General features: G+C 67.3%; 16 protein-coding genes and 2 pseudogenes. 7 read left to right on the forward strand and 11 right to left on the reverse strand.

The annotated features are described in order from the left end of the window. Nucleotides 1-9: 9 nt before the first annotated feature. A complete protein-coding gene (locus FPJ27_RS02540) occupies nucleotides 10-816 on the forward strand; it encodes an oxidoreductase (protein ID WP_072437887.1) in 807 nt (268 codons plus the stop codon). A gap of 60 nt (nucleotides 817-876) precedes the next feature. Here FPJ27_RS02540 and FPJ27_RS02545 read toward each other — a convergent pair whose 3' ends face one another. The 9 genes from FPJ27_RS02545 to FPJ27_RS02585 all read right to left on the reverse strand — a co-directional run bounded on the left by FPJ27_RS02545 (nucleotide 877) and on the right by FPJ27_RS02585 (nucleotide 9,159). Beyond that, complete coding sequence (locus FPJ27_RS02545) at nucleotides 877-1,275, reverse strand: RidA family protein (RefSeq protein ID WP_072437883.1); 399 nt, start codon at nucleotides 1,273-1,275, stop codon at nucleotides 877-879. A 72-nt stretch (nucleotides 1,276-1,347) separates the two neighbouring features. Continuing rightward, on the reverse strand, nucleotides 1,348-2,124 hold the full coding sequence (gene benD, locus FPJ27_RS02550) for a benzoate diol dehydrogenase BenD (RefSeq protein ID WP_204420744.1): 777 nt from the start codon (nucleotides 2,122-2,124) through the stop codon (nucleotides 1,348-1,350). Beyond that, nucleotides 2,121-3,143, reverse strand: a complete 1,023-nt coding sequence (benC, locus tag FPJ27_RS02555; protein ID WP_072437881.1) for a benzoate 1,2-dioxygenase electron transfer component BenC — start codon at nucleotides 3,141-3,143, stop codon at nucleotides 2,121-2,123. The genes benD and benC overlap by 4 nt, the downstream gene beginning before the upstream one ends. Before the next feature lie 39 nt (nucleotides 3,144-3,182). Next, entirely contained in the window at nucleotides 3,183-3,671 is a 489-nt protein-coding gene (gene benB / locus FPJ27_RS02560) for a benzoate 1,2-dioxygenase small subunit (RefSeq protein ID WP_072437880.1), read from the reverse strand. Then, on the reverse strand, nucleotides 3,668-5,026 hold the full coding sequence (locus tag FPJ27_RS02565; RefSeq protein WP_204420745.1) for a Rieske 2Fe-2S domain-containing protein: 1,359 nt from the start codon (nucleotides 5,024-5,026) through the stop codon (nucleotides 3,668-3,670). Before FPJ27_RS02565 ends, benB begins: the two co-directional genes overlap by 4 nt. A gap of 114 nt (nucleotides 5,027-5,140) precedes the next feature. Next, on the reverse strand, nucleotides 5,141-6,076 hold the full coding sequence (gene catA, locus FPJ27_RS02570) for a catechol 1,2-dioxygenase (protein ID WP_204420746.1): 936 nt from the start codon (nucleotides 6,074-6,076) through the stop codon (nucleotides 5,141-5,143). A 51-nt stretch (nucleotides 6,077-6,127) separates the two neighbouring features. Beyond that, the gene (locus FPJ27_RS02575; protein WP_204420747.1) at nucleotides 6,128-7,264 is read right to left on the reverse strand and encodes a muconate/chloromuconate family cycloisomerase; all 1,137 of its coding nucleotides are present in this window, start codon (nucleotides 7,262-7,264) and stop codon (nucleotides 6,128-6,130) included. A 368-nt stretch (nucleotides 7,265-7,632) separates the two neighbouring features. Next, on the reverse strand, nucleotides 7,633-8,070 hold the full coding sequence (locus FPJ27_RS02580) for a hypothetical protein (RefSeq protein ID WP_143155706.1): 438 nt from the start codon (nucleotides 8,068-8,070) through the stop codon (nucleotides 7,633-7,635). A 186-nt stretch (nucleotides 8,071-8,256) separates the two neighbouring features. Further along, a complete protein-coding gene (locus tag FPJ27_RS02585; protein ID WP_204420748.1) occupies nucleotides 8,257-9,159 on the reverse strand; it encodes a LysR family transcriptional regulator in 903 nt (300 codons plus the stop codon). Between the two features lie 158 nt (nucleotides 9,160-9,317). Here FPJ27_RS02585 and FPJ27_RS02590 point away from each other — a divergent pair, with 158 nt between their 5' ends. After that, the gene (locus FPJ27_RS02590; protein WP_204420749.1) at nucleotides 9,318-10,094 is read left to right on the forward strand and encodes a glucose 1-dehydrogenase; all 777 of its coding nucleotides are present in this window, start codon (nucleotides 9,318-9,320) and stop codon (nucleotides 10,092-10,094) included. Between the two features lie 140 nt (nucleotides 10,095-10,234). Here the strand turns inward: FPJ27_RS02590 and FPJ27_RS02595 are convergent, their stop codons facing one another. Beyond that, nucleotides 10,235-11,446 carry a sugar transporter gene (locus tag FPJ27_RS02595; protein ID WP_204420750.1) on the reverse strand — a complete coding sequence of 404 codons (1,212 nt, stop codon included), beginning with the start codon at nucleotides 11,444-11,446 and terminating at the stop codon, nucleotides 10,235-10,237. A gap of 222 nt (nucleotides 11,447-11,668) precedes the next feature. On the opposite strand from FPJ27_RS02595, the gene FPJ27_RS02600 reads away from it, so the two are divergent. Further along, a complete protein-coding gene (locus FPJ27_RS02600; RefSeq protein WP_047904178.1) occupies nucleotides 11,669-12,343 on the forward strand; it encodes an HAD family hydrolase in 675 nt (224 codons plus the stop codon). A gap of 193 nt (nucleotides 12,344-12,536) precedes the next feature. Here the strand turns inward: FPJ27_RS02600 and FPJ27_RS02605 are convergent, their stop codons facing one another. Further along, nucleotides 12,537-12,779, reverse strand: a complete 243-nt coding sequence (locus FPJ27_RS02605) for a DUF6566 family protein (RefSeq protein ID WP_034184441.1) — start codon at nucleotides 12,777-12,779, stop codon at nucleotides 12,537-12,539. A gap of 258 nt (nucleotides 12,780-13,037) precedes the next feature. Here FPJ27_RS02605 and FPJ27_RS02610 point away from each other — a divergent pair. The 4 genes and pseudogenes from FPJ27_RS02610 to FPJ27_RS02625 all read left to right on the forward strand — a co-directional run. After that, a pseudogene (locus FPJ27_RS02610) lies at nucleotides 13,038-13,321 on the forward strand (MgtC/SapB family protein); the annotation flags it as partial. Then, the gene (locus FPJ27_RS02615; protein ID WP_204420751.1) at nucleotides 13,318-13,653 is read left to right on the forward strand and encodes a hypothetical protein; all 336 of its coding nucleotides are present in this window, start codon (nucleotides 13,318-13,320) and stop codon (nucleotides 13,651-13,653) included. The pseudogene FPJ27_RS02610 and the gene FPJ27_RS02615, both read left to right, overlap by 4 nt. Before the next feature lie 74 nt (nucleotides 13,654-13,727). After that, a pseudogene (locus FPJ27_RS02620) lies at nucleotides 13,728-15,891 on the forward strand (VTT domain-containing protein). Beyond that, nucleotides 15,882-16,664 carry an endonuclease/exonuclease/phosphatase family protein gene (locus tag FPJ27_RS02625; RefSeq protein ID WP_204420752.1) on the forward strand — a complete coding sequence of 261 codons (783 nt, stop codon included), beginning with the start codon at nucleotides 15,882-15,884 and terminating at the stop codon, nucleotides 16,662-16,664. The pseudogene FPJ27_RS02620 and the gene FPJ27_RS02625 overlap by 10 nt, the downstream one beginning before the upstream one ends. Nucleotides 16,665-16,673: the final 9 nt, after the last annotated feature.

A 16,673-nucleotide genomic window follows, 5' to 3' on the forward strand; every position in this document is an offset into this window, starting at 1 on the left:
GGAAACAGCATGTCGAATTCCACCGTTGTACTCGTGACCGGGGTGTCGTCGGGTATCGGGCGCGCCGCCGCAGAGAAGTTCGCCAAACGCGGGTGCCGCGTGTTCGGCACCGTGCGCAGCATCGCGAAAACGGCACCCGTCGCCGGCGTCGAGCTGATCGAGATGGACGTTCGCGACGATGCGTCCGTTCAATCAGGTATTCGAACGATCGTCGATCGCGCCGGGCGTATCGACGTGCTCGTCAACAATGCGGGAACAAGCCTGATCGGCGCGGTGGAGGAAACCTCCGTGACGGAAGCAACGGCGTTGTTCGACACCAACGTGTTCAGCATCCTGCGTACGACCCAGGCCGTACTTCCGCACATGCGGGCACAACGGCGCGGACGGATCGTCAATGTCAGCTCGGTGCTCGGCTTTTTGCCGGCGCCATACATGGGACTCTATGCGGCGTCCAAGCACGCGGTGGAGGGGCTGACCGAAACGCTGGATCACGAAGTGCGCCAGTTCGGTATTCGCGCGACGCTGGTCGAACCGTCGTTTACGCGGACCAACCTGGACGTCAATGCGCCGCAAGCAAGCGCGCCGATCGCCGATTACGACCGCGAGCGAACGCTTGCATCGCGCGCGGTCGTCGACAGCGTGAAAACCGCGCCCGAGCCCGACGGCGTGGCCGCCACCATTGTCGAAGCGGCGCTCGGTGCATGGCGCATGCGGCGCACGCCGAACGGAGAGGCATCGCTTTTGCGCAAGTTGCGGCGCTTCATGCCGGCCGGCCCTGTCGATGCGAGCCTGAGAAAGAAATTCCGGCTCGCGTAATGCGGTTGGCAATGAAACGGCCTTGAAGGACATGCCCGACATCGCAATCGGCATCGGCGATCACCGTTGCAGCACCGCCACCGCCTTGATCTCGACGATATAACCGGGCGACCCGCCCAGCATGTGTGCGCCGACCGCCGTCCACGCCGGCTTCGGGTGCGCATCGATGTAACGGTCGCGAACCTGCATGAACAGCGGCAGGTCGCGCATGTCGGTATGGAACGTCGTCAGGTCGACCACATCGTTGAACGATGCGCCGGCCGCGTCCAGCACACGTTTCAGGTTCTCGAACGCCTGCACGATCTGCGCTTCGCGGCCGTCGACCAGTTGCATCGCCGCGTCGCGGCCGATCTGGCCGGACACGTAAAGCGTATCGCCGACCTGCAGGCCCGGCGCGTAGCCGATTTTTTCGTACACCGCTTCCATTCCCGCCGGAACGATGGCTTTGCGATCACGCATGAATGTCTCCGTGGCCGGCGTCTCGGCGCCGGCCGGTTGATTGTCGATGAATAATGGCAAGCGGCGCACCGCTCAGCCCGTATCGCCGCCCGCGACCGGCAGCACCGTGCCGGTGATGTAGCTCGCCTCGTCGGATGCCAGGAACAGGATCGGCGCGATCTGCTCGTCGAGGCTGCCGTAACGCTTGAAGAACGTCGAATCGGTCACCTGCCGCACGGCTTCGCTCATCCACGCCTGTTCCTGCTCGCTGTCGCCGGCCGCATTGCGCGGCACGCGGCGCGGCGGCGCGCTGGTGCCGCCCGGCGCGGTCGCGACGACGCGGATGTCGTGCTCCGCGTATTCCATCGCGAGCGCCTGCGTCAGCGCATTGACGCCGCCTTTCGCCGCCGAATACGGCACGCGGCGAATCCCGCGCGTCGCGTTCGACGAGATGTTGACGATCGTGCCGCCGCCGCGCGCAAGCAGGTGCGGCAGCGCCGCGTGGCACGTGTAGAGCGTCGGCATCAGCGAGCGGCGGATCTCCGCGTCGATCTGCGCCGGCTCGAATTCGGCGAACGGGCGCATCCGAATCGCGCCGCCGACGCCGTTGATCAGGATGTCGATGCCGCCGAACGTCTGCACCGCACACGCGATCGCCGCGTGCGCGCCTTCGTAGGTTTCGAGATCCGCGACGAATCCGGCCGTCTCGCCGCCCGTCGCTTCGGCCGCCACCTCGGCGACGAAATCCGCGCGATCGACGAACAGCACCTTGCCGCCTTCGGCCGCCGCGCGCAGCGCGACGCCGCGGCCGATGCCCTGCGCCGCGCCGGTAACGACGACGACCTTGCCCGAGAATCGTTGCATGATCATGCCGCCTTTGCCGTGACGTTGGGGGTGAACTTCTCGTAGTGGAAGCTGTTCGGCTTCACGCCTTCGTCGTCGAAGTACGTGCGCACCGCGTCGACCATCGGCGGCGGCCCGCACAGATAGACGTCGACGTCGCCGTCGTTCAGCGCATCGGCCGGAATGTGCTGCGTGACCCAGCCCTTGCGCGGATGGCCCGACCCGGCGTCCGCGACGACGGTCGCGAAGCTGAAGTTCGGCAGTTTCGCCGCATACGCTTCGATCGCGTCGACCAGCACGAGATCGAGATCGCGCGTCACGCCGTAGATCAGGTGCACCTTCTGCCGCGAACCGGTACGCGCCAGCACCTCGAGCATCGACAGGAACGGCGCGAGGCCCGTGCCGCCCGCGAGGAACAGCAGCGGCCGCTGCACGTCGCGCAGGTAGAAGCTGCCGAGCGGCCCGTGCAGTTCCAGCTTGTCGCCCGGCCGCGCCGATTCGAGCCACGTGCTCATCACGCCGCCGGGAATCTTCTTGATCAGGAAGCTGACCTTCGCATCGGCCGGCGCCGACGAGAACGAATAGGAACGGTGCTGGCCGCTCGCGGGCACGTCGATGTTCACGTACTGGCCCGGCAGGAACACGGGCGCGGCCGCGCCGACGTCGAGTTCGAGCACGACGGCCGCATCGTTGTGCTGCTCGACCTTGGTCACCGTCGCGGCGAACCCGCTGTGGCCGGTCTTGCACGCGACCGACGACGTCGGCACCGCGATCACGCAATCGCTTTGCGGCACCATCTGGCAGGTCAGCACGAGGCCGCCGTCCTTTTCGTCTTCAGTGAGCGCGTCGTCGATGTAGTCGTCGCCGAGGTCGTAGCTGCCGCTTTCGGCGCGGCATTTGCAGGTGCCGCACACGCCGTCGGAACAGTCCATCGGCAAGTTGATCTTCGCGCGGAAAGCCGCGTCGAGGACTTTCTCGCCGGCCTTGCAGTCGATGAAGCGGGTCACCCCGTCCTCGAAATTCAGTGCAATCTTGTAGCTGGACATGGCATCACCTCCACTTCCCTTCTTGACAAAACAACGGCGTCAGACGTGATAGACGTCGAGCACCTGCCGGATGTAGTCGTTCTTCAGCACGATCTTCTTGTACGAGATCAGCCACGCGTCGCCCGCCTTGCGCAACGTGACGAACATCGTGCCGAAGAAGTGATCGGTCACGCGGTAACGATGGTTCAGCGTGTGAAAGTTGTAGCGCACGTCGACCTCGTCGTCGCGTTCGGCCAGCACCTCGACGTTCGTCACGTTGTGGCTGGTACGCGGCTCGGGCGTCGACGCGCCGCTGCGCTCGGTCTTGATCCGGAACACGCGATCCTCGAGGCCGCCGCGATCCGGGTAGTACATCAGCGAGATCTGGCTCTGGTGGTCGTCGGTCGGCCGATCGTCGTCGTCCCACGCGGGCATCCAGTACGTGACGTCTTCCGCGTAGCAGGTCAGCCACTCGTCCCACTGGCGATCGTCGAGCAGGCGCGCTTCGCGATACAACGCGGCGCAGATAGTCCGGTAATCGAAGTTCATGCCGCCACCTCCCCGCGTTCCTTCTTCAGCGCATCGCGCATCACCTGCGCCCAGTGTTCGTGCTGGCACACGAACAGCCCTTCGTCCTCGCTGCGCTCGCCCGAAATGCGCGGGTTCAGCCCCATCTTCCTCGCGTTCTCGTCCGGGCCGTCGACCCACAGCGGCGCGCCGCGAGACAGGTCGTTCCACATCGCCGTGATGCCCGCGTAGCCTGCCTGGCATGCGCGGAACTCCTCGAGATCGTCGGCGGTACCCATGCCCGTCACGTTGAAGAAATCCTCGTACTGGCGAATGCGGAGCGTGCGGTCGGCTTCGCTCTCGCCCTTCGGCGCGAAACAGAAGATCGTGACTTCGGTCTTGTCGACGCCGAGCGGCCGCACGACGCGGATCTGCGTGCTGAACTGGTCCATCAGGAACACGTTCGGATACACGCACAGGTTGCGCGTCTGGTTGACGATGAAATCGGCCTGCACGTCGCCGACGCGCGCCTTGATCTCTTCACGGTGCTGGTACACGGGCCGCACTTCCGGGTTCATCGTTTTCGTCCACAGCAGGATGTGGCCGTTGTCGAAGCCGTACACGCCCGCGACCGACTTGCTCCAGCTGTTCGCGTCGACGGCCTTGGTGCCGTCTTCCTTGCGGCGGCCCATGGTCGCCGCGTAGTTCCAGTGCACGGTGCTGACGTGGTAGCCGTCGCAACCGTTCTCCATCTGCATCTTCCAGTTGCCTTCGTAGATGTAGGACGAGTTGCCGCGCAGCACTTCGAGCCCGTTCGGCGCCTGATCGACGATCTGGTCGATGATCACGCGCGTTTCGCCGAGGTAGTCCTCGAGCGGCAGCACGTCGGCGCTGAGGCTCCCGAACAGGAAGCCGCGATAGTTCGCGAAGCGCGCGACCTTCTTCAGGTCGTGCGACCCGTTCGTGTTGAACTGCACCGGATACTCGGTCGTCTTCTCGTCCTTCACCTTCAGCAGCTTGCCGGTGTTCGAGAACGTCCAGCCGTGGAACGGGCACGTGAAGCTGCCCTTGTTGCCGTGCTTGCGGCGGCACAGCATCGCACCCTTGTGTGCGCACGCATTGATCACCGCGTGCAGCTCGCCGGCCTTGTCGCGCGTGACGACCACCGGCTGACGTCCGATCCACGTCGTGTAGTAGTCGTTGTTGTGCGGGATCTGGCTTTCGTGCGCCAGATACACCCAGTTGCTCTCGAAGATGTGCTTCATCTCGAGCTCGTACAGCTCGGCATTGGTGAAGATGTCGCGGCGGCAGCGGAATACGCCGGCCTCCTTGTCATCCTGCACGGCGGTGGCAAGCAGGTGATCCAGTTCGTTGGATTGGTCGAGGGTGGCGGACATGTTGGCTCCTCCGATGCGCGTGCCGCGTCCTGCAACGCACGCTCGCATCGGTATCGGTTGAATCTCTGGGGGACCCGGCCGGCGGCGGCGCATGCGCGCCGCGCCGGCGGGCGGTCAGGCCGTCGCGGCTGCGCGCAGGCGGTGGACGATCTGGTTGTCCTTGCCCTGCACCAGCGGCGTCAGCACGAAGTTGAACTCGATGTCCTGGTACGCATCGGCCTTCATGCCGAGTGCCGCGCCGCCGGTCTTGTCGACCACCGGCGGGATCAGTTCCTCGCGCGTCGCATACGCGAAGTCGTCCCAGATCAGCGGATCGCCGGCGATGTTGAACTGCGTCGTCAGCTTGCGGTGGCCGTTGCTGTCGACGAAGAAGTGCACGTGCGCCGGGCGGTTGCCGTGGCGGCCGAGGCCGTTCAGCAGTTGCTGGGTCGCGCCCTGCGGCGGGCAGCCGTAGCCGACCGGCATCAGCGTGCGGAATTCGTACTTGCCGTCGGCACCCGTCCTCACCGCGCCGCGCAGGTTGAATTCGGTCTGCGCGCCGGTCGGGTCGAAGTGCGAGTAGAAGCCCTTCGAGTTCGCGTGCCAGCATTCGACCACCGCGCCCGCTACCGGCTTGCCGTCGAGGCCGGTCACCGTGCCGTGGATCACGAGCGGGCCCGCGCCTTCGTCCGCGTCGAGGTCGATCTTCGATACGCCGTCGCGCACCGGCGCGCCCGCCACATACAGCGGACCTTCGATCGTGCGCGGCGTGCCGCCGTCGAGGCCGACCGCCTTGTCCTCGGCGTCCATCCGGATGTCGAGATACTTCTCGAGGCCGAGACCGGCCGCGAGCAGCGCTGCTTCGCCATCCTGACCAAGCTTGTTCAGGTAGTTGACGCCGGCCCACACTTCGTCGGGTGTGATGTCGAGATCGTCGACCGCCTTGAACAGGTCGCCGAGCAGGCGCAGCACGATCTGCTGCGTGCGCGCGCTACCGCCGTTGCCGCCGGCGTTCGACGCGGCCTTCAGCAGATCCTGCACTTCCCGGGCATCGAAAACTTTGACGCTCATGATGGTGTCTCCACGTGTATTTGGGGGAATGACGGCTTTGCGTGACTCGGGCTACCGCGCGACTTTCGTCAGCCCGTCGCGAGTGAAACGCCTGACCTTTTCCTCGTCGAGTTCGATGCCGAGACCGGGGCCGTCCGGCACGGTCAGTTCGAAATCGCTGTAATCCAGCGGCTGCGTCAGGATCTCTTCGGTGATCAGCAGCGGCCCGAACAGTTCGGTGCCCCACTGCAGGTTCGCGAAACTCGCGAACAGGTGCGCGGAAGCGACCGTGCCGAACGCGCCTTCGAGCATCGTGCCGCCGTACAGCTCGATGCCGGCCGCGTCCGCGATCGCGGCCACGCGTTGTGCCGCGAACAGCCCACCGCTCTGTTCGATCTTGATCGCGAATACGTCCGCGCCGTGATGCTTCGCGATGTCGAATGCGCTGTCGGGGCCCTGCAGGATTTCATCGGCCATCAGCGCGACCGGGAAGCGGCGCATCAGGCGCGCGAGCGCCGCGGCCGACGCGACCGGCTGCTCGACCAGCTCGCAGCCGGCATCGGCCAGCGCCGGAATCGCGCGCGCGGCCTGCGTTTCGCTCCACGCCATGTTCACGTCGACGCGCACCGACGCGCGATCGCCGACGGCCCGCTTGATCTCGGCCACGTGCCGGATATCCGCGTCCGGCGACTTCGCGCCGATCTTCAGCTTGAACACGTTGTGGCGGCGCAGGTCGAGCATCCGTTCGGCTTCGGCGATGTCGGTGGCCGTTTCGCCCGAAGCGAGCGTCCATGCAACCGGCAGGCGGTCGCGCCGGCGCCCGCCGAGCAGTTCGCCGACCGACACGCCGAGCCGCTTGCCGTGCGCGTCGAGCAGCGCGGTTTCGAGCGCGCTCTTCGCGAAGTGGTTGACCTTCGCGAGCTTGCCGACGAACGCCATCAGCGTCTGGATGCGCGTCGCGTCCTTGCCGACGATCGCCGGTGCAAGGTACGTGTCGATCGCGAGCTTCATCGCCTCGGGGCTTTCCGGGCCGTACGCCATGCCGGCGATCGTGGTGCCTTCGCCGATGCCCGTCACGCCGTCGCTGCAGAACACCTTCACGAGCATCAGCGTCTGGCCGTGCATCGTCGCGACCGACAGCTTGTGCGGGCGGATCGTCGGCAGGTCGACGAGACGGGTTTCGATGCGTTCGATGGTGACGGTGGACATGGGGCGCGCTGCTTGTGGGGAGTTCATGGGACGGATTTATACGCGCCGGGCAAATTCACCGTCCAATACTTTTAGTTGCAGATTTCAATACCTGACAGGTATTGAAATCCGGGAATATTCACGTTTTAGTGCGATGCACCATACCTGTTTTGGCTAGTTATTGATGCGCAGAGCCTTGCTGGAGCGGGATGAGAACGGATGCGGGAGGCGGACGGTCGAGCGTTGCGCCGTGGCCGCTTGCAGGCGAGTAGCGACCGCGGAAATCAGCGGTCGTCGCGGGGAAGCAAGGGTTTTCCTGAGGGAAAAGCCGGCCGGGCGGCAGCGGCATGACAGGCCGCTGCGTCGTCCCGCAAGCGGTGAATATCCGGTCAGCGGCCAGCCGCCGCGACCGACGCCTGCCATTGCGCGGCCACGCCGGCGTAATCCTTGACCTTGAAAGCCGAGCCGTCCTGGACATGGACCCGGCCAAGCGTCCGAACGGCCAGCGGCTTGTCGTGCTCGTCCGTCGCGATCTTGACGATCGCAGGCGCACAAATATGCGCGAGACCGTTCGGATAGTCGGACGACGGGTTCGCCAGCGTCACCGTCACGAACGGGCCGAGGTCATGCAGGAGCTGGGTAGCCGGCGGATGATCGGCCATCAGCAGCGTGCCGCCCTTGACGCGGTCGTCCACGCGGATGGCCATGCTGTCCGGCCGCCGCTGCGCGGCGCTCGGCAGCGACATCCAGAGCACATGATCCGGGTTCACATAAACGACATCGGGATCGCCCATGGCGTCGCGCGTTTCAATCCGGGGTATCGGCATGCAGGGTCTCCAGTCGATCATCGGGCACCGACGCGGGTGCGTCTGCCCCATGGCGATGCCGCAATATGTCGGCTTTCCACATGCCTTCCGGCGCGTGGAGACGGACGTCGTCAGGTCCGCACCCGGAGCATGACGCGACCGCCTTTACTACCCGGTCGGTACGCCGACTCGACCCGGCGGTGCCGCCTATCCTCGCCACGTTGCCTGCGCCAGCTTCGCCACCAGTTCGTCGTACACCACCCGGATGCGACGGGGCATCGGGCCACGCCGCGGCCGATAGACGTGCAACTTCCACGGCTCGGGTTCGAGGCTCGACAGCAACCGCACCAGGCGCCCCTTCTTGATGGTCGGCCGGACGAGATATTCCGAGCACTGGCCGAATCCCAGCCCTGCGCACACGGCCTCGATCTCAGCCTCGGCGTCGTCGGTCAGGTAGGCCGGCGACGCGGGCTTGAATTGCTGCTCCCCGCGAAAAATCCACGGCCACGCCCGACCGCTCGCGCGGTCGATCAGGCACGTCACCGGCATCGATTCGAGTGCCTTGAGGTTTTTCGGCTCGCCCAGCCGTTTGATCAGCGACGGGGCGCCAACGACCCACATCGGCAACGGCCCGACCATTCGCGCGACAAAGCGGTTATCTCCGATCGCCCCGACCCGCACGCCGATGTCGATCTGTTCGTCGACCACCGGCGAAGGCACATCCGACAGCCTCAGGTCGGGCACGAGACCCGGATACCGCTGCGTGAGATCGGTCAGGATCGGCTGGACATAATGACGCCCCATGCCTGACGGGGCCGTGATCCTGACGACGCCGACCGGCTCGTCGACCTGAGCGTTCGCGGGCCCGAACAGCCCGTCGACGGCAGAAAGCGCCGCCTGCGCTTCAAGCGCAAACGACTGCCCGAAGGCGGTAATCCGGATACTGCGGGTCGTCCGATGAAACAGGGTTTCGCCCAGCATCTCTTCCAGTTCGCGCACCGCGCGCGTCACGACCTGCGGCGACACACCGAGCCGCGCGGCCGCCTCGCGGAACGTGGGCGCCGCGGCCGCCGCGGAAAAGATCTTCAGGATGTCGAGCCGGTTGAGCATGAGGAACCCTTTTGACGCTCGCGAAGAAGCGATTCTAATTCCCAAAACAGGAATTCTGAATGCGCCATTGTTCCATTTTTTTGCGACCGGCGAACGACCACAATGAGCGTCAGACGTCGTTTCGACGTGAATGGTCAACCACTCTGGGGAATCTCGTCATGAACGCAAGCACATATCCGGCTCAACTCGAGGGCCGCATCGCACTGGTGACGGGTGCGAGTTCCGGCATTGGCCGCGCATCCGCGATCGAACTCGCGCGGCGCGGCGCGAAGGTCGTCGTTTCCGCACGGCGCAAGACCGAACTGGATCGACTGGTCGAGGAAATCACGGCCGCCGGCGGCGAAGCGAAGGCCTTCGTTGCGGACGTCGCGAATGAAGACGCGCTCCGCACGCTCTTCGATTTCACGGTATCGACCTACGGACGCCTCGACATCGCGTTCAACAATGCCGGCACGGAAGGCATGTTCGCGCCGCTGCTCGAGCAGGATGCCGAACGGTTCGACATGGTGTTCGAACCGAACGTGCGCGGCGTGTTCAATTCGATGAAGTACGCGGCCGAAATCATGCTGCGTCAGGGCTCGGGCAGCATCATCAACAACGCGTCGATGGGCGGGCTCATCGGCTTCGAGAATGCGTCGGTCTATATCGCGAGCAAGCACGCGGTGATCGGGATGACGAAGACGGCTTCGATCGAGTGGTTCAAGCGAGGCGTCCGCGTCAACGCACTGTGCCCCGGGCTGATCGAAACGCCGTTCCATCATCGCGGCATCTGGCCGTCGGACGATGCACGGCAGGGCTTTGCCGCAGCGACACCGGCAGGACGGTGGGGGGCCGCCGAGGAAATGGCGACGATCGTCGCGTTCCTCGCATCGGACGATTCCAGCTATGTGTCGGGGCATGCGCTCGTGGCCGACGGCGGCTATTCGATTGCATGACACCTGAAGCGCGAACCTGAATTCCGTGGCGGCTCATCGTCGCGTAACCGGACCGACAGCGCGAAATGACCGCGCGCTGTCGGTTCGCGCATCCCGGTTCGCGCGGGAAGCAAATGCATCGGGCCGCTGCCGCCTTCACTTCACTGCACGCCGGCGGTCGGTGTCGGCTCCGCCATCGCCCGTTTCGCGTGAAGACGCAACGCGAGCCACGCGAGCCCGACCGCGAACGCGCCGACCACGCCGCCGAAGGTGCCGACCCACGGCAGCCCGAAGTCGCCCGCGATATGGTTGCCGAGCAGCGCGCCGGCACCGATGCCGACGTTGTACAGGCCCGAGAAGATCGACACGGCCAGGTCGGTCCCCTCCGGCGCCAGCTTCAGCACCCATGCCTGCATCGCGAGGCCGAAACAGACGATCGCCCCGCCCCAGACCAGCGTATGCACGGACAGCGTGACGATGTTCAGCGCACACGGGAACAGGATCAGCAGGCATCCCGACAACGCAACGATCGACGCCAGCAGGAAATCGTCCGGCCGGTGCGGATAGACGCGATTGAAGCAGATCGCGGCCGGCATGCCGGCGATGCCGAACAGGATCAGCACATACGTGATCCGGCTGCTGCTCGCGTGGTTCACGCTCTGGACGAAGGGCTCGATATACGTGTACGACGTGAAATGCGCGGACACGACGAGCACGGTGATCGCGTACAGTGCCACCAGCGCCGGCTTGCGCAGAAACACGCCGATGCTGCCGACGGATCCGGCGCCCTGGCTCGGAAGTTCCGGCAACGTCGCGCGCAGCAGCAGCAACGCAATGCCCGCCGCGCCCGCGATGATCAGGAACGTGACGCGCCAGCCGAACGCCTCGCCGATCACGCGCCCGAGCGGAATGCCGGCGACCATCGCGATCGACGTGCCCATCGCCAGCATGCTGAGCGCGCGGCTTTTCCGGTCGCTCGGCGCGAGCCGCACGGCGAGCGGGACGGAAATCGACCAGAACACCGCGTGCGCACACGCTATGCCCAGCCGGCCGGCCATCAGCACCGCGAAATTCCACGCGATACCGGTGACGATATGGCTGACGATGAACGCCACCAGCGCCCAGACCAGCAGCCTGCGGCGCTCGACATGGCGCGTGACCAGCGTCAGCGGCAGCGACACGACGGCGACGGCCCACGCATAGATCGTCAGCATCAGGCCGACGTCGGTCGGCTGCATGTGCAGGCTGTCGCCGATCGCGCCGAGCAGCGCGACGGGGACGAACTCGGTGGTATTGAAGATGAAGGCGGTGAGTGCCAGGGCCCATACGCCCCACCACGATTGACTGGAACTGACGGCGTCCGGTGTTGCCATACCTGGAATCGACGAGGGTTGGGGGCGCGTACGGCGCGGAAAAGTCCGGCCCCGCGCATCGCGCGATTGTACCAGCGCCGCCTGACTCGTCGCGGCACGGCACGGCACGGCGCGGCACGTTGGGGCCACGGGACATCGCCATGACATGGCCGCGCGCCGATAATGTGTCGGCAGGATTTTCATCGACGATTCGCTCGAACCCTATCGAGCCAGGAGATTCACATGCGCATTGAAACGTCTTTTCTGTTCGATCTCGACGGCACGCTCGTCGACAGCGTCTATCAGCACGTGCTCGCGTGGAAGGAAGCGCTCGATGCCGAGGGCATCGAGCTGTCGGTGTGGCGCATCCACCGCAAGATCGGGATGAGCGGCGGCCTGTTCCTGAACCAGCTGCTGCGCGAGACGGCGGGCGACATCGACGCCGAGCGCGTCGAACGGCTCGCCCGGCTGCATGCGGCCGCGTACCAGCGGCTGCGCGCGCAGGTTCGGCCGCTGCCGGGCGCGCGCGAGCTGCTGGCCGCGCTGTCGAGCGCGGGCATCCGCTGGGCGATCGCCACCAGCGGGCGGATGGAAACGGCCGCCATCAATCTCGAGGCGCTCGGCGTCGATCCGGCAAAGAACGTCGTCGTCACGCGCGACCAGGTGAAATATGCGAAACCGGACCCCGACCTGTTCCTGACCGCGGCCGCGCAACTGAACGTGCCGATCGAACACACGGTGGTCGTCGGCGACAGCATCTGGGACATGCTCGCCGCCAGCCGCTGCCGCGCGCTCGGCGTCGGGCTGCTGTCGGGCGGCTACGGCAGCGACGAACTGGAACGCGCGGGCGCGCTGCGCGTGTACGACGATCCGGCGGATCTGCTGTGGCATCTGGATGAAATCGCCGCGCGGCCGTAGCCCGTCCGCTTCGCCGGGGTCGCCTTCGCCGGATCGAAGCTCCCGCGCGCTTCACGCGGCCGGCACGGCGAACAGCATGCGGCCGGCCGGGTTCACGTCGATTTCGTAGCGGCTGCAGGCAAGGCCACGCGCGCGGCCGGGGTCGTACCGGCAGACGGCGCGGGTGCGCGGATCGCGCGTCGATGCATCCCGGTCAATCGTCGTCGACGCGCTTGTCGATCAGGTAACGGCCGCGCTCGACGCCCGCGCGCAATGCTTCATTCTCGGTCAGCCATTCGGGGCCGGCAGCAGCCGGCTCGACCAGCTCGATGCGCTCGCCGCCGACATACACCTGTACCTCGTCGCGCCATGCGCCGCTATCGTTGCGCCGCGCCCATACGAGGATCTCGTGACCGCGATACGGGTCGCGAACCTGTGCATCCTGTTGATGTTGCACGATGGCCTCCTGTGCTTATCTGCGATAACGATGCAAAAAATGCGCGCCGCCCGATCGCCGCGCGCGCCGGCCGCCCTGCTCGCACGCAGCGTGCGCGGCCGGCACGCGCCTTGCGCCCCCTTACGTCCCCATTTCGCGTCGAACCGCTACCGGTACGCGCCTGGGTGAAACGGAAGGAATGCACATCATGATCGGGCACCTCGAACGCGTCGGACGCCTGCTACCGGCCACGCTACCCGGCACTCGTGATGCTCACGGCTCGAATGCCGCCTCATCGCGCAGCGTCAACCGCGCACGCTGCGCTCGTCGTCGAGCATAGCGATCTCACGCTCGGCACGCTGCACGATACACCCGGCGCGGGACGCGTGCGCGTGAAGCGGTTCATCGTCCAGCAGTCGGACGACGATCCGGACACCGACAACGTCCCGGCTCCGTTCTCGTGCACAAGCGGACCGGAATTTGCGGCGCTCGGCAAGACGCTGCTGAACATCGCCGGCGTGCGGACCTGCCGCCCCGACACTTCGTCAAGGAGCTTCGTGTGACCCAGACCGACCTGCTCTCCTATCTGGTGACGAGCGAGCTGGCCGCCCGCATGCGGTTCGGCGGATGGCTCACCATCAGCCAGCGCGTCGGTGCGCTGCGCGCGTGGCTCGCGTGCCATCACGCCGAATGCGGCTGGCTCGACCGGATCAGGATCGCGAGCGCGGCCGCGACGATCGCGCAGGAGATCTACGAGATCGCGGTCGAGCACGGCCTCGAAAACGGCGAACGCGTGCGGCTCGACGCCCGTTCGCCGGAGCTGCAGGCGCTGCGCGCCCGCTGCGGCGCGCTGCTGCAGCGCATCGACGGCGACCGGGACGTCGACGCACGATGATCGCGCCGGACCGCAGGAGCGTGCGGCTCGCTGCCATCGCAACGGCAGGCCCGGACGATGCAGCGGCCGCCGCGCTGCCGCCGGGCGACGCGTCGCGACACGGCCTGCTCGAACGTGGCCGCAACTGCGACGCGATTTGCCATGCGGACCGCTTCGCGACGCTCGTCGACGGCGATGCGTATTTCGCGACGCTGCGCGCCGCGCTGCTGCGGGCACGCCATACGGTATTCATCGTCGGCTGGGACGTCGACAGCCGGATGCGGCTTGCGCCGGGCGGCGCGGGCGATGGCGACACCTTCCCCGACACGCTCGCTGCGTTCCTGCACGCGCTCGCCTCCGCGCGGCACAACCTGCGCATCTACGTGCTCGCGTGGGACTTCGCGATGATCTACGCGCTGGAGCGCGACTGGCCGCCCGTGTATCGCGCCGGCTGGCGCGTGCATCGCGGCATCCGCTTTCGGCTCGACGACACGCATCCGCGCGGCGCGTCGCATCATCAGAAACTCGTCGTGATCGACGACCGGCTCGCGTTCGTCGGCGGCCTCGACCTCACACAGCTCGCGCGCTGGGACACGCCCCGCGCAATGCGGCCGGCGACCCGCGCCGCCGCGACGAGCACGGGATGCGTACGGCGCCCGTTCCACGACGTGCAGGCGATGTTCGACGGCGAAACGCGGCCGCCGCGATCGGCGAGCAGGCGCGCACGCGCTGGCTGCACGCGTGCGGGCGGCCGATCGCGATCCGCGCGCAGCGGCATCTCGAACGGCCGGACGACGATCCGTGGCCGCCCGTGCGCGCGTCGACGTGCGCGACGTGCGGCTCGGCATCGCGTATACGGCGCCGCGCCACGGCCGGCCGCGAGCCGGTGCTTGCAGGTGCGCGCGCCCTCGTCTGGGGACGCGATCCGCGCCGCGCGGCCGGCACCTGTACGTCGAGAACCAGTATTTCACCGCGGCGGTCGTGCGGGAGACGCTGTCCGCGCGCCTCGCCGACGCGCACGGGCCGGACGTGACGGTCGTCGCACCGCGCGTGCAGAGCGGCTGGCTGCAGGAAGCGACGATGGGCGTGCTGCGCGCGCGGCTGCACGCGACGCTCGCGGCGGCCGACCGCTTCGGCCGCTACCGGCTGCTGTATCCGCACGTCGACGGGCTCGGCGACGCGTGCGTGAACGTGCACAGCAAACTCGCGATCGTCGACGACGAATGCCTGGTCATCGGCAGCGCGAACCTGAACAACCGCTCGATGCTGCTCGACACCGAATGCTGCATCGCGCTCGTCGCGGCCGGCGACGCGCGCATCCGCGCGGCGATCGCCGGCACGCGCGAGCGGCTGCTGGCCGAGCATCTCGGCACGACACCCGCCGCGGTTGCCGCCGCATTCGCCTGCGCCGACCGGCCGAACGCCGTGCTCGACCGGCTGCGCGCGAAGCATGGCCGCACGCTGCGCACGCTCGATCCGGCCGTCGCACCGCAACTCGACGCGCTCGTGCCGGTCAGCACGCGGCTCGATCCCGAGCAGCCGATCGAACCCGACCGATTCGTCCGCGAATTCGTACCGCGCGAACAGCATCGCTCGCTGAGCGCGCGGTTCTTCGTGCTCGGCGCGATCGTGCTCGCCATCACCGCGTTGGCGCTCGTGTGGCGCTTCTCGCCGCTGGGCGCGCGGCTGAATGTCGCTTCGCTGTCGCACGCGGCGGCCGGCATCGCGCAGTGGCCGGCCGCGCCCGCGCTGCTGCTCGCCGGCTATGTGGTCGCGGCGACGTTCGCGGTGCCGATCACGCTGCTGATCGCCGCGACCGGGCTCGTGTTCGGCGCGTGGCCCGGTTTCGCGTATGCGGGCCTCGGCTCGATGGCGGCTGCCGCCGCGACCTACGGGCTCGGCCGCTGGCTCGGCCGCGACGCGGTGCGCCGGCTCGCCGGCGCGCGTGCGAACCGGCTGAGCGAACGCATCGGCCGGCGCGGCGTGGTCGCGATGGCCGTGCTGCGGCTGTTGCCGATCGCGCCGTTTACCGTCGTGAACCTCGTCGCCGGCGCGTCGCACATCGGCCTGCGCGACTTCCTGGTCGGCACCGCGATCGGGATGCTGCCCGGCATCGTGTTGACGGTTACGTTCGCGCACCAGTTGACCGCCGCGCTCAGCCATCCGCGGCCGGGCGCGTTCGCATGGCTTGCGGCGATCGGCATCGCGCTGGTCGGCGTCTCGGCGATCCTCATCAGGGTGCTGCGGCGATGGCGTTGAGCCGACACGCGGCGCCGCCGCCCGAAGTCGTCATGGCCGACGGCCCGCCCGCCGCGGCGCCGGGCGGGCGCGACCTGCGGATCGCGACGTACAACATCCGCGGCGGCTACGGCGTGTGGCCGGCGCGCGCGGCCGACCGGATCGCGGCCGTGATCGACGAACTCGACGCGGACGTGATCGCGCTGCAGGAAGTGCCGCTCGGCGGCACGCGCGCGCCCGACGTGCTCGCGCACCTGCGCGACGCGACCGGCATGCATGCGGTGGCCGGCCCGACGATCGACACGCCGGAGCGCCGCTACGGCAATGCGGTGCTGTCGCGCTGCCCGATCCGCGCGGCGCGCACGCTCGACCTGTCGTTCCATCAGCGCGAGCCGCGCGGCGCGCTGGATGCCGACATCGACTGCGGCGCGGGCACGATCCGCGTGGTCGCGACCCATCTCGGCCTGTCGGCAAGCGAACGCAGCGCACAGGTGCAACGGCTGCTCGCCGCATTCGACACCGGCGCGATGCCGGTGATCCTGCTCGGCGACATCAACGAATGGTTCGTGCGCGGCCGCGCGCTGCAGGCGCTCGTCACGCGGTTCCGGCGCGCGCCCGCGCCGCGCACGTTCCCGACGCTGTATCCGGTGTTCTCGCTGGACCGGATCTGGATCCACCCGGGGGAACTGCTGATCGACGTGATCGTGCATCGCAGCATGCGCGCGCGGCACGCATCCGACCACTACCCGCTCGTCGCGCGGATGCGCGCGACGGGAACGTCGATTGCGCGTTGAAAACCTTTC

This window comes from Burkholderia sp. MS455 (assembly GCF_016899445.1).
Classification (GTDB): domain Bacteria; phylum Pseudomonadota; class Gammaproteobacteria; order Burkholderiales; family Burkholderiaceae; genus Burkholderia; species Burkholderia pyrrocinia_C.

Excerpts from the sequence above, each read along its gene's own strand:
- FPJ27_RS02540 (WP_072437887.1), top strand. The coding sequence starts at position 10 with ATGTCGAATTCCACCGTTGTACTCGTGACCGGGGTGTCGTCGGGTATC.
- FPJ27_RS02545 (WP_072437883.1), bottom strand. The coding sequence starts at position 1,275 with ATGCGTGATCGCAAAGCCATCGTTCCGGCGGGAATGGAAGCGGTGTAC.
- benD (WP_204420744.1), bottom strand. The coding sequence starts at position 2,124 with ATGATCATGCAACGATTCTCGGGCAAGGTCGTCGTCGTTACCGGCGCG.
- benC (WP_072437881.1), bottom strand. The coding sequence starts at position 3,143 with ATGTCCAGCTACAAGATTGCACTGAATTTCGAGGACGGGGTGACCCGC.
- benB (WP_072437880.1), bottom strand. The coding sequence starts at position 3,671 with ATGAACTTCGATTACCGGACTATCTGCGCCGCGTTGTATCGCGAAGCG.
- FPJ27_RS02565 (WP_204420745.1), bottom strand. The coding sequence starts at position 5,026 with ATGTCCGCCACCCTCGACCAATCCAACGAACTGGATCACCTGCTTGCC.
- catA (WP_204420746.1), bottom strand. The coding sequence starts at position 6,076 with ATGAGCGTCAAAGTTTTCGATGCCCGGGAAGTGCAGGATCTGCTGAAG.
- FPJ27_RS02575 (WP_204420747.1), bottom strand. The coding sequence starts at position 7,264 with ATGTCCACCGTCACCATCGAACGCATCGAAACCCGTCTCGTCGACCTG.
- FPJ27_RS02580 (WP_143155706.1), bottom strand. The coding sequence starts at position 8,070 with ATGCCGATACCCCGGATTGAAACGCGCGACGCCATGGGCGATCCCGAT.
- FPJ27_RS02585 (WP_204420748.1), bottom strand. The coding sequence starts at position 9,159 with ATGCTCAACCGGCTCGACATCCTGAAGATCTTTTCCGCGGCGGCCGCG.
- FPJ27_RS02590 (WP_204420749.1), top strand. The coding sequence starts at position 9,318 with ATGAACGCAAGCACATATCCGGCTCAACTCGAGGGCCGCATCGCACTG.
- FPJ27_RS02595 (WP_204420750.1), bottom strand. The coding sequence starts at position 11,446 with ATGGCAACACCGGACGCCGTCAGTTCCAGTCAATCGTGGTGGGGCGTA.
- FPJ27_RS02600 (WP_047904178.1), top strand. The coding sequence starts at position 11,669 with ATGCGCATTGAAACGTCTTTTCTGTTCGATCTCGACGGCACGCTCGTC.
- FPJ27_RS02625 (WP_204420752.1), top strand. The coding sequence starts at position 15,882 with ATGGCGTTGAGCCGACACGCGGCGCCGCCGCCCGAAGTCGTCATGGCC.